General features: G+C 48.7%; 12 protein-coding genes, 1 tRNA gene and 1 riboswitch. Of the genes, 8 read left to right on the forward strand and 5 right to left on the reverse strand.

All coding sequences use genetic code 11. The features are described 5' to 3' along the window. Positions 1-4: 4 nt before the first annotated feature. Genes AACS80_RS13705 through pduA form a run of 4 tightly spaced genes read right to left on the reverse strand, consistent with a single transcriptional unit; the run spans position 5 to position 3459 of the window. Positions 5-673, reverse strand: a complete 669-nt coding sequence (locus AACS80_RS13705; protein WP_135491580.1) for a propanediol/glycerol family dehydratase medium subunit — start codon at positions 671-673, stop codon at positions 5-7. A 9-nt stretch (positions 674-682) separates the two neighbouring features. Further along, positions 683-2347, reverse strand: coding sequence for a propanediol dehydratase large subunit PduC (gene pduC, locus AACS80_RS13710; RefSeq protein ID WP_130259966.1), 1665 nt, complete (start codon positions 2345-2347; stop codon positions 683-685). 18 nt (positions 2348-2365) lie between these two features. Further along, the gene (pduB, locus tag AACS80_RS13715) at positions 2366-3178 is read right to left on the reverse strand and encodes a propanediol utilization microcompartment protein PduB (RefSeq protein WP_000097479.1); all 813 of its coding nucleotides are present in this window, start codon (positions 3176-3178) and stop codon (positions 2366-2368) included. Then, positions 3175-3459, reverse strand: a complete 285-nt coding sequence (pduA, locus tag AACS80_RS13720; protein WP_001183614.1) for a propanediol utilization microcompartment protein PduA — start codon at positions 3457-3459, stop codon at positions 3175-3177. Before pduA ends, pduB begins: the two co-directional genes overlap by 4 nt. A 511-nt stretch (positions 3460-3970) precedes the next feature. Here pduA and pduF point away from each other — a divergent pair. The 7 genes from pduF to ldtA all read left to right on the forward strand — a co-directional run bounded on the left by pduF (position 3971) and on the right by ldtA (position 10331). Beyond that, complete coding sequence (pduF, locus tag AACS80_RS13725) at positions 3971-4780, forward strand: propanediol diffusion facilitator PduF (RefSeq protein ID WP_135492821.1); 810 nt, start codon at positions 3971-3973, stop codon at positions 4778-4780. Between the two features lie 204 nt (positions 4781-4984). Continuing rightward, on the forward strand, positions 4985-5899 hold the full coding sequence (gene pocR, locus AACS80_RS13730; RefSeq protein WP_135410117.1) for a transcriptional regulator PocR: 915 nt from the start codon (positions 4985-4987) through the stop codon (positions 5897-5899). Positions 5900-5982: 83 nt separating this feature from the next. After that, positions 5983-6157, forward strand: a riboswitch (cobalamin riboswitch). A 218-nt stretch (positions 6158-6375) separates the two neighbouring features. After that, the gene (locus AACS80_RS13735; RefSeq protein ID WP_135410116.1) at positions 6376-6810 is read left to right on the forward strand and encodes a cobalamin biosynthesis protein; all 435 of its coding nucleotides are present in this window, start codon (positions 6376-6378) and stop codon (positions 6808-6810) included. Between the two features lie 134 nt (positions 6811-6944). Next, positions 6945-7490 carry a bifunctional adenosylcobinamide kinase/adenosylcobinamide-phosphate guanylyltransferase gene (cobU, locus tag AACS80_RS13740; RefSeq protein ID WP_131161076.1) on the forward strand — a complete coding sequence of 182 codons (546 nt, stop codon included), beginning with the start codon at positions 6945-6947 and terminating at the stop codon, positions 7488-7490. Further along, the gene (gene cobS, locus AACS80_RS13745) at positions 7487-8230 is read left to right on the forward strand and encodes an adenosylcobinamide-GDP ribazoletransferase (protein WP_135410115.1); all 744 of its coding nucleotides are present in this window, start codon (positions 7487-7489) and stop codon (positions 8228-8230) included. Before cobU ends, cobS begins: the two co-directional genes overlap by 4 nt. Positions 8231-8254: 24 nt before the next feature. Beyond that, positions 8255-9334 (forward strand): nicotinate-nucleotide--dimethylbenzimidazole phosphoribosyltransferase, encoded by a 1080-nt coding sequence (cobT, locus tag AACS80_RS13750; protein ID WP_135410114.1) that lies wholly within the window; start codon positions 8255-8257, stop codon positions 9332-9334. 61 nt (positions 9335-9395) lie between these two features. Further along, positions 9396-10331: a L,D-transpeptidase gene (gene ldtA / locus AACS80_RS13755; RefSeq protein ID WP_135410113.1), complete on the forward strand. Its 936-nt coding sequence runs from the start codon at positions 9396-9398 to the stop codon at positions 10329-10331. A 55-nt stretch (positions 10332-10386) separates the two neighbouring features. Here ldtA and AACS80_RS13760 read toward each other — a convergent pair. Then, a tRNA-Asn gene (locus tag AACS80_RS13760) sits at positions 10387-10462 on the reverse strand. 323 nt (positions 10463-10785) lie between these two features. On the opposite strand from AACS80_RS13760, the gene nac reads away from it, so the two are divergent. Continuing rightward, positions 10786-11703, forward strand: coding sequence for a nitrogen assimilation transcriptional regulator NAC (gene nac, locus AACS80_RS13765; protein ID WP_135410112.1), 918 nt, complete (start codon positions 10786-10788; stop codon positions 11701-11703). Positions 11704-11783: the final 80 nt, after the last annotated feature.

Here is an 11783-nt window from a genome sequence, read left to right on the forward strand (position 1 = left end):
TTTGTTAAAACGTCACGCGCAGTTCTTGCGGTTTTTTGCCAGTGACCACGTACTTCGTCTCTTTGATATGCAAAATGGCTGATTTGGCCTGGTATTTAGGCCGCGCCATTTGATCGTTGAGGGTCGGAACTGGTTGTGGAGACTCACGCTTCGCATAACGCGCGGCGTTTTTACCAATCTGGCGATAAGTTTCCAGCGTCAACAAAGGCGCTTGCGGGAAAAGTTCCAGGTTAGACAAAGGGGGAAGCCCCTGCTGGTGGATAACCGTGGTGCCTTTTGACTGAATACCAATAGCAATGCCGGAACCACTAAGGCGATCGCCTTCGACTGCTACGAATGCGACATCGGACGATTTAAAACAACGAATCACACGCGCTTTAATGCCTTCTTCTTCGATACCGGCAATCACTTCACGCAAGATGTTTTTATGCGGAATACCGATAATATTGACGGTCTGCGCCAGGCCAAATGCTGGGCCTACAGCAATAATGACTTCATCCTGCTGAGTGCCTTGTTGGGCTTCGCCAATTTCGGTCAAAAAACTCCCGGCATCCGGTGCGGAAGGGGCAGTGGAGGCGACAGGCGCGCGAAATGAAACGGACTTGGCGCTGGTTTGCATTTCTGCCAGCACGTCTTCGATAATCTGACGCAGTAATTTTTCGTTAATTTCCATTTCTCACCCTTAGTCAATTTCGTTGGGATCAAGTGCACCGGGAATATTTTTGATCTCTTCCCAGCGTTCCCCTTGCAGGCGATAACCTGTAGCCGGTCCGGCGTAATCATTGACGTCATTGACCGCAGAGAGTACTTGTCCGTCATCGACGATAATGGCTGAGGTATGGAGATAATCGCCGGTCAGTTTCGCTTTTTGCATGTTGAGCATGTCCTGAGCGACATCGGTAAAACCGCCTTGCGCCAGGGCTTTCACCACTTCCAGGCTGTTACGGTTTTTATTGATAATTTCCTGGGCGAACTTAATGTCTTCTACGATGTTGCGCTCTGGCATATCTTTCGAACCGTGGGCATAGGTCGCCGCTTCGACCTCTTCATCGGTAATAAGGGGTAATCCCATACCGGCAAAGACAGCCTGTAAGGCGCGTGCGGCTTTATTGCGGATAGCGACAACATCTTCTTCGCGCACCGGTCGCAGACCGCCATCAACCTTCAGGTCACGCTGAATGACGTTGTAATCATCGAAGTCTTCGGCGTCTTCGTTTGAACCGGCAAACATGTTGTCGTAGTTCGGCACAGCGGAAAAACCGGAAGAGATAAAGTCAGTGCCCGGCAGAAACTGCATCAAGAAACGCGCGGTACGGCGCATATCTGAGTGGGTAAAGGTCTGGTCATTACTGGAGGCACATTCCAGATCCAGCGATGAGCAAATTAGGTTTTCCGCCAGCACTGCGCGGATGCCTGACGGCACAGCTGATGGAACACCAATGCAGCTTACGGAACCATTCTGCAGCCCCTGTACGCCTGCGGCTTTGGTGATGTAAATGCAACGAGCCTCGAGATAAAGCATTGATTTGCCTTCCGCGTAACCCATCTGTACTTCAGAGCCGGAGCCGGAAGTAAAGCGCATTTTTAAGCCGCGAGAAGCATAAGATGACGCGAGAAATCCTTTTGACCACGGGGTATCATCGCCATCGGTGAAAACAGGTTCCGTGCCGTAAACAGAAATCGTTTCGGCGTAACAGGTGTGGCCTAACATACCGAGTTTCAGTTCGGTGGCTTCTTCCAGTGAACACTGGGTCAAGACGCCCGGGCGCCCTACCTGGGAACCTACCAGCAGAGCGATGGCGTTGAACGGCGCATAGCGAGCCACGGCAACGGTGGTTTCCTGTTCATCAAACCCGCGCCATGCGCCTTCAGCTGCGTCGGCGGCAATTTGTACCGGGTTATCTTTGACGTTAGTGACGTGAGCCTGTTGTGATGGTGTTCGACGGGCGCGCATTTTCTGCATCGCCATCATCATCTCTACCACGTTCATCTGCGAAACCACTTCGACGATTTTGGCGGGCGTCATTGCTGTGGTAAGGGGAACGATATCGCTACGTTTGACATTTGGATCGCACAGCATATTGGCAAGTTTGACCGAATCCATCGCGATGACTTCTTCGGCGCGCGCGAGATTGATGCCGTAACGGGCGATAAAGTGGTCGATCAGGTCAAACTGGCTGGCGGGTTTTCCATCCAGCTCGGTGACGACGCCATTAACAATTTTGATTGACGGTTTTGGATCGTTCGGGCTTTCCATCGCAATGAAGCCTTCTTCAATCCACTCTTTAACGAAACCGTCCTGGTTGACCGGGCGTTTGGCCAGTGCTTCAAATCTTTTCGATCTCATGAATCTGCCTCAGGGAATTCAGATGTAGGAAGGGCGATCGTTTTTCGGTGTATCGCCGAGAGTCGAAAGTACGGTTTTACCGATTTCGCGTGCGGAGATGACCGCCTGACGGACTGCGCCGGAGTCACCCGAGATAATCAGAATGACTTCATTGCTGTAGCTGGTGCCTTGAGCGGGAGAGCTGTATGCCACCACGTCCACATTGGCGGACTTCAGCGCGGTGTCGGCCATCAGAACACCCACAGCGGCTGGAGCGCCGACAATAACGCCGCAAGCCCGTCCCAGTGGTGCACCAAACGCTTTTTCCAGTGCATAGCTGGCGCGGGCGGTATATTGCAGTTCAAGATGCCCGGCTTCGTTGGCATAGACATCGCCAAAGGTCCGATCGAGTTCTTTCAGGGCAACTTCAATACCGCGTTTCACGTCGGAAACATCGTTGCCACCTAAGAGGATTAATGAGCCGTGTCCGGCACCGCCTTTGGTATCGCGAGGAAGTTCAATGCTAATAACTTCAGTGTTCGTAGCTTTTACCGCTTCATCAGCGGCCATAATGTGTGGACCTGCGCCAATACGTGCACCCAGAATGCCAATGGAGCGATAGCGTTTTTCAAGTTTCATCGCGTCCAACAGGGCGCTATCAACGTTCGCAATGACCAGACCTACAGTGTCGCCAATAGCGGTGCCAACAAATTCCGTTAACGTGCAGCTTTTTTCTGCCATAGCCGTCTCTCGTGTTTGATGAGTGGTTTCCGGGAGAACCTCATGCTCTGGCGTCGCTACGCGAGCGATGACCTGCGCCATGATCTGTTCGACCAGTTCATTGCTACTCATGGGTTAATTCCCTTTGGTAAGATTTTTTCGACATCGGTATGTGGGCGGGGAATAACGTGTACGGCTTTTACTTCACCGACGTTACGCGCGGCGGCGGCACCTGCGTCGGTTGCCGCTTTTACAGCCCCGACATCACCACGAACGATGACGGTCACCAGCCCGGAACCTATTTTTTCGTAGCCAACCAGCAATACATTTGCCGACTTCACCATGGCGTCTGCGGCCTCTATGGCGGCAGTTAAACCTTTGGTTTCTACCATTCCTAACGCTTCTTGTTGCATAAAGACCTCCCCTGGATTTTTTGACGATATGACTATAAAAAAAAGCGAGGAAAAAGAATGGCTGACTTAATCGGCCAATGAGAAAAATAAATAGAGGACAAATATTATAAAATTGCTTTTATATACTATATGTTATTAATTTATTGGTTGTTTTGTGGGACTTTCAATGTGAATTAATTGCGTTGGCTGAAGGGTTTAATCGCGAATAATATTTCGTTGGGTTTGGTTCGCGGAAAGGAACTGTGATATTTGTTTAAATTTTATTATGTCATGATGACAATTTTTTATTGTGAAAGTTTGGCGGTAATTATTACTTTCAACACTGATTAACGCTGTGTTGCATGCTTCTGCAATGACAATAATTTGCTATGTCAGCACGATTTTTCCACGAGTCTGTCATGCATGTTGGCAATATTTTCCGCAGAGCAATTTTTATAGTTGCCCTCGATATACACAACAATCAGCAATTCTGTTGGCTGATAAAGAAAAACTTTGTAAAAAAGGTGTCACTATGAATGATTCACTCAAGGCGCAATGCGTTGCCGAGTTTTTGGGCACCGGACTGTTCCTCTTTTTTGGCATTGGTTGTTTGTGTGCCCTCAAACTTGCTGGGGCAAGTCTGGGGCTGTGGGAAATTTGTATTATTTGGGGGTTAGGGATTTCGCTTGCTGTTTACCTTACGGCAGGTATTTCCGGTGCTCATCTCAACCCTGCAGTTACCATTGCTCTGTGGCTGTTTGCCTCTTTCCCAGCCCGTAAAGTGCTGCCATTTTGTGTGGCGCAATTAGCGGGTGCCTTTGGTGGTGCGGTTCTGGCATATTTTTTATACAGCAATTTGTTTACCGATTTTGAATCTGCCCACAATATGGTTCGTGGAAGTGCAGAAAGTTTACAACTCGCCAGTATCTTCAGTACTTACCCGGCAGCGGCAATAAATGTATGGCAGGCGGCAATGGTTGAAATAGTCATCACGTCTATGTTGATGGGATTGATTATGGCGTTGACCGATGACGGCAACGGTGTACCGAAGGGGCCTCTTGCACCTTTACTGATTGGTATTCTGGTTGCTGTTATTGGTGCTTCTACTGGACCATTAACCGGTTTTGCCATGAATCCAGCGCGTGATTTTGGGCCAAAAATTTTCACCTGGCTTGCGGGTTGGGGAGAAATAGCGATGACTGGCGGACGCAATATTCCTTATTTCATTGTACCCATTATTGCCCCGGTCATTGGTGCCTGCGTTGGTGCGGCGATTTATCGCTTTCTCATTGCACAAAATTTACCTGTCAATAGTGTTACGCCTAAAGATATCCGCGAATAGCGAAATAACCTGGCGGTTATAAACGTTTATTTTTTTACTGTTTGTGATCTGCTTTCCGAACTTATTAAAAAGTCTCCCGCTTCATGGAGGCTTTTGTTATTGTCCTTTGTGCTTCTCGTCAGTAAATCATCAGGGATGATGTGAAGATTAAATGTAAAACAATTGTTTTTTACAATAACAATAAATTAACTGGGAGGTTTTATCATGATTTCTGCGGCGACACTTAATTCAGAACTCATTAATAAAATCGCGCAGGATTTTGCGCAGGCGACCAGCCTTGCGGTTGTCGTGGTCAATATCCACGGTGATGAAATTTCCGAACTTTTTAACTTCACCCCGTTTTGTCAGATGATGCGGCAACATCCACAGCTTAGCACTCGCTGCCGCATGAGCGATCGTTGTGGAGGCCTGGAAGCTTCTAAATCCGATCAACCTTGTATTTACCGTTGCCATGCAGGATTAACCGATTTCTCTATTCCTTTGGTGATTGCTGGGCATTTAGTCGGCTTTGTGTTGTGTGGACAAGTCCGCCTGCGTAATGGTGATGTCGATTTGATCGATATTCTGAATGTCGATGATCGTTGGCAAGCAGATCCCGAATTACTTAATGAATTTCGCAAAGTCCCGGAGATGGATTACTCGCGAGTTATGGCCTCTGCTGATTTGTTGAAGTTGATTGTGGAAAATTGCCTCAAAAAGCAACTCAATTTTGTCGTTATTAAAGAGAATAAACCTCATTCGGATTCCGTTCGTCAGACCCGAGCGTCTAATCCCCACGATAATAAAATGAAAAAAGCATTGCGCTATATTGATGCGCATTTATCAGACGATTTACGCCTGGAGGATGTTGCCTCGCATGTTTATCTAAGCCCTTATTATTTCAGTAAATTGTTTAAGAAATATCATGGGATTGGTTTTAATGCATGGGTAAACCAACAACGCATGGCCAGCGCCCGTGAGTTGCTGTGCCATAGTGACTGGAGCATCGCCAGCATTGCGCGTAATTTAGGCTTCTCTCAAACCAGTTATTTTTGCAAAGTTTTTCGACAGACCTATCAGGTAACGCCGCAGGTTTACCGTCAGCAAATTAGCGATAATACGGCTGCGGAAACGGCATAAATTCAATGTAAAAAATGAGGGATGATTAAATATACTCTGGCAGTAATAATTCATTTACGTGTTATGGGAAAATTGAAATCGGCTCATTACATACGCTGACATGTTTGGCACATTTGTGCCTGGGAAGAGGGTGGAAATCCCTCGCAGCCCCCGCTGCTGTAATGCTGACAACCCCGAAAATGCCACTGATCGTGAGATCGGGAAGGTCGGGGGAGGATGACGCTAAGCCAGAAGACCAGCCTGTCAGTTAATACCAACAACTTCGGTGGGAAGTGGGTGGTCTGGAAGCGACCGGTTGAGCACTGGCGCGTCTTTATACCCCTACCACCCTGAAAGGATCAGGGGATGGCTGCAGCATTTATTTCATTCATCGTCGTGTCGACAGGCACCAGGGCTGCACTTATGGTGTGGCAATCTTTTTTTGTGGCATATCAACCTGACCGTTATTACAGGAAACTAAGCGGAGGGTGGTGGTCATGAAAACGATAAAACCTGAATCGATAGCTCTTTTTTGCCTCTCATCTGGTGATATTGAACTCGCTAAACATCTGGCTGAAATGTTGCCAATGACCTGTTTTGTTGGTGAGGACTGGCAGCAAGGTTTCCTGCCTTTTAACGGTGGGCCAGAACAATCATTATCAGATGCGTATAGCGATTATTCAGTGCTGTTATTGATTGCTGAAAGCGGGACACTCATACCAGAAAGGCTCCCTCTGCCTGATGGCGTGACGGTAATATTAATAGCAGAGCACAATGCTCGTTTGCTGAATGGCACGGCTGGTGGGGCTGTAGCGTTAATCCATTATCTGAATGAAATGTGTCAATTCAGAGAAACCGTTGCTAATGACACATTTTGTCGGTCGTTAACGCAGGGAAATTGGGCTATTTCACAAAGCCTCCCCCATTCGTAATGGATTGAGAATGCTGGATTTTTATTTTTAATACGCGCAGTATTAATCGAAGAAATGTTATTACGGTCAGTAACAGTGGAACATCCATTGCTCTGGTCAATGAATACCATCATACAATTGAACCGGGAGTCCGTATGATGATTTTGGTGACGGGGGGCGCACGGAGCGGGAAGAGCCGGCACGCCGAGGCGCTTATTGGGGACACTCCACAGGTCCTGTATATCGCTACTTCGCAAATTTTTGATGATGAGATGGCCGCACGGATTGAACACCATCGGCAAGGCCGCCCGGCGCACTGGCACACGGTGGAACGCTGGCAAAATCTTGATGAGTTAATTAACGCAGACATTAACCCGCAGGCTGCCGTATTGCTGGAATGCATTACAACAATGGTGACTAATCTTTTGTTTGAATATAGCGGCGATAAAGATCCTGAAAAATGGGATTATGACGCGATGGAGCAGGCGATTAACGGTGAGATTCAGTCGTTGATTGCCGCCTGTCAACGTTGTACTGCAAAGGTCGTATTAGTGACCAATGAAGTGGGCATGGGGATTGTGCCGGAGAATCGTCTGGCGCGACATTTTCGTGATATTGCCGGGCGGGTAAATCAGCAGCTGGCCGCTGCGGCAGATGAAGTATGGCTGGTGGTTTCGGGTATTGGAGTAAAAATCAAATGAGTAAATTATTTTGGGCGATGCTCTCTTTTATTACGCGTCTGCCTGTACCGCGTCGTTGGTCCCAGGGGCTGGATTTCGAGCATTATTCTCGCGGTATCATTGCTTTTCCCTTAATTGGTTTATTGCTTGGCGCCATTAGTGGACTGGTCTTCATGGCGTTGCAGGCATGGTGTGGCATACCGCTGGCGGCACTGTTTAGCGTGCTGGTGCTGGCGCTGATGACAGGGGGATTCCACCTGGACGGCCTCGCAGATACCTGTGATGGCGTATTTTCTGCACGTAGCCGCGATCGCATGTTGGAAATCATGCGTGATAGCCGTTTGGGTACCCACGGTGGTCTGGCGCTGATTTTTGTGGTTCTGGCAAAGATTCTGGTGCTAAGCGAGTTGGCACTGCGTGGCGAACCGATCCTTGCATCGCTGGCGGCTGCATGTGCGGTTAGCCGTGGGACTGCCGCATTGTTGATGTATCGTCATTGTTATGCCCGGGAAGAAGGGCTTGGTAATGTGTTCATTGGCAAAATTGACGGGCGACAAACCTGTGTCACCCTCGGTTTAGCCGCTATTTTTGCTGCCGTATTATTGCCGGGTATGCATGGTGTGGCTGCTATGGTGGTGACGATGGTGGCGATTTTCATCCTCGGCCAGCTTCTCAAACGGACTCTGGGCGGGCAAACCGGCGATACGCTAGGAGCAGCCATAGAACTTGGTGAACTGGTCTTCCTGCTGGCACTGCTATAAGACTGATTACCGAAGAGACGCTACATGCAAACACTCGCCGAATTATTGAATACGATCCCTGCCATCGATCCTGCTGCTATGTCGCGTACCCAACGGTATATTGATGGGTTACTCAAACCTGTCGGTAGTCTGGGAAGACTGGAGGCGCTTGCCGTACAACTGGCAGGAATGCCGGGACTGAATGGTGTGCCTCATGTGGGCCAAAAAGCAGTGCTGGTTATGTGTGCCGATCATGGTGTCTGGGATGAAGGTGTCGCTATTTCTCCGAAAGCAGTGACAGCCATCCAGGCTGAAAATATGACACGTGGAACAACTGGTGTGTGTGTGCTGGCAGCACAAGCGGGCGCTAAAGTTCACGTGATTGATGTTGGGATTGATAGCGTTGAGCCTATCCCTGGGCTTATTAACATGCGTGTCGCACGAGGTAGCGGTAATATTGCCTCGGGTCCGGCAATGAGCCCCTGTCAGGCTGAAGAGTTGCTTTTGGACGTCATACAATATACGCGCGAGTTAGCGAGAAATGGCGTCACGCTGTTTGGTGTGGGTGAACTGGGGATGGCAAATACCACACCGGCAGCGGCGATAGTCAGTGCGATTACTGGACGCGATCCTGAAGAAGTGGTCGGTATTGGCGCAAACCTGCCGACAGATAAACTGGCGCATAAAGTTGATGTTGTTCGTCGGGCAATAACATTGAATCAACCGAATCCACTGGATGGTATTGATGTGCTGGCCAAAGTCGGTGGGTTTGATTTGGTCGGAATGGCTGGCGTAATGTTAGGTGCCGCTTCCTGCGGTTTACCCGTGTTGCTGGATGGATTTCTTTCTTACGCCGCTGCACTTGCCGCCTGCCGGATGTGTCCTGCAATCAAACCGTATCTCATTCCTTCTCACCTGTCGGCAGAAAAAGGGGCGCGTATAGCGCTGTCACATTTGGGGCTGGAGCCTTATCTCAATATGGAAATGCGTTTAGGTGAGGGGAGTGGCGCAGCGCTGGCGATGCCCATCATCGAAGCCGCCTGCGCGATATACAGCAACATGGGAGAACTTGCCGCCAGTAATATTGTTCTACCGGGGAAGACGACTTCTGAATTGAACAGTTAAAAACGAAAAGTCAGATAAAAGCTATAATTATCGGATAGCTTTCGCGACTTAGGAAAGGGACATGATGCGTCGTGTAAATATTCTTTGTTCATTTGTTCTGCTTTTTGCCAGCCATAATAGTCTGGCGGTAACTTATCCACTCCCTCCAGAGGGTAGCCGTTTAGTCGGGCAACCACTGACAATAACGGTTCCTGATCACAATACCCAGCCGCTGGAAACCTTTGCTGCACAGTATGGGCAAGGTCTGAGTAATATACTGGAAGCGAATCCGGGCGCTGATGTTTTCTTGCCGAAGTCTGGCTCGCAACTCACCATTCCGCAGCAACTGATTTTGCCCGCCACTGTTCGTAAAGGGATTGTGGTTAACGTCGCTGAGATGCGTCTTTATTACTACCCGCCAGACAGTAATACTGTGGAGGTCTTTCCTATCGGTATCGGTCAGGCCGGGCGCGAAACACCGCGCAATTGGGTGACGGCCGTTGAACGCAAACAAGAAGCACCAACCTGGACACCGACCCCTAATACTCGCCGTGAATATGCAAAACGAGGGGAGAGCCTGCCCGCATTTGTCCCTGCGGGTCCCGATAATCCTATGGGGCTTTATGCCATCTATATTGGTCGGCTTTATGCCATCCACGGCACTAATGCCAATTTTGGCATTGGCTTACGGGTGAGTCAGGGCTGTATTCGTCTGCGCAATGATGACATAAAGTATTTGTTCGATAATGTTCCAGTCGGGACGCGCGTGCAAATTATCGATCAGCCGGTGAAATACACAACGGAACTGGATGGCTCAAAGTGGCTGGAAGTTCATGAACCGTTATCGCGTAATCGGGCGGAATATGAGTCCGACAGAAAAGTGCCATTGCCGGTAACGCCTTCATTGCAGGCATTTATCAATGGACAAGAAGTTGATGTAAATCGCGCAAACGCAGCTTTGCAGCGTCGATCGGGAATGCCTGTGCAAGTTAATTCTGGGGCGAGGCAGATGTTTTAAAATAGTTGTTACGTAGAAAGCAAAAAGCCTGCTCGAAAGCAGGCTTCTTTGAATTTGGCTCCTCTGACTGGACTCGAACCAGTGACATACGGATTAACAGTCCGCCGTTCTACCGACTGAACTACAGAGGAATCGTGTGAACGGGGCGCATATTAATGGCAGCGTTCCGCGATGTCAAAGGGGGAAATGCATTTTTTTGTTCGTTTGCTGGCAATTTCGACAAAGCGATGAACATTCAATCTTTTTGTAATGTTCCATTGTAGTGCATGCCATCCTTTTATGGGGCAATGAACGCTCGTTCTGTAACCCAGACGAAAGGACAAAACAATCATAATCTCTTATTTGACAGGCGATTAGCTTTCGCATTAGTGCCAAACTTAAACTGGCAAGCATCTTGCAATCTGGTTGTGAGTAATACCGGCACTTGGGCCGATTCTTAAAAACCGGAGGCAACATGAACTTCAGACGCCTGAAATACTTCGTAAAAATTGTAGACATTGGTAGCCTGACCCAGGCTGCTGAAGTGTTACATATCGCGCAGCCTGCGCTCAGTCAGCAGGTCGCCACACTGGAAGGCGAGCTGGATCAACAACTTTTGATTCGCACTAAACGTGGCGTTACTCCAACAGACGCCGGAAAAATTCTCTATACCCATGCGCGGGCAATTTTACGTCAGTGTGAACAGGCCCAACTGGCAGTTCATAACGTAGGTCAGACATTATCGGGTCAAGTCTCAATTGGCTTTGCGCCAGGAACTGCCGCGTCGTCTATCACCATGCCCTTATTACAGGCGGTACGAGCCGAATTTCCGGAAGTGATTATCTATCTACATGAAAACAGCGGCGCTGTTCTTAACGATAAACTTATAAATAGCCAGCTTGATATGGCGGTAATTTACGAGCATTCCCCTGTGGCAGGCGTATCCAGCCAGGCTTTGTTAAAAGAAGATCTTTTTCTTGTCGGAACTCAGGATTTTCCAGGGCAAAGCGTTGATGTTAATGCTATAGCGCAAATGAATCTCTTTCTTCCCAGCGATTACAGTGCCGTAAGACTCCGCGTTGATGAGGCTTTTTCTTTACGGCGACTCACGGCAAAAGTCATCGGTGAAATTGAGTCTATCGCCACGCTTACCGCAGCGATTGCCAGCGGCATGGGGGTTGCAGTGTTACCCGAATCAGCCGCGCGCTCGTTATGTGACGCAGTTAACGGATGGATGTCACGTATTACCACACCGTCAATGAGTCTCTCTTTGTCATTAAATTTACCTGCCAGAGCAAAACTGTCGCCACAGGCACAAGCAGTGAAAGAGCTGTTATTGTCAGTGATCACTCCCCCAGTCAAGGAAAAAAGACAATGGCAATTGGTTAGCTAAACGTTATATCTGGATGGAATAAGATGCGGGTTTTTATTATTTGTTATGCCGGGCGTTAGACTTTAACAATAGCGGAATGT

Source organism: Escherichia sp. E4385, assembly GCF_963883145.1.
GTDB lineage: Bacteria > Pseudomonadota > Gammaproteobacteria > Enterobacterales > Enterobacteriaceae > Escherichia.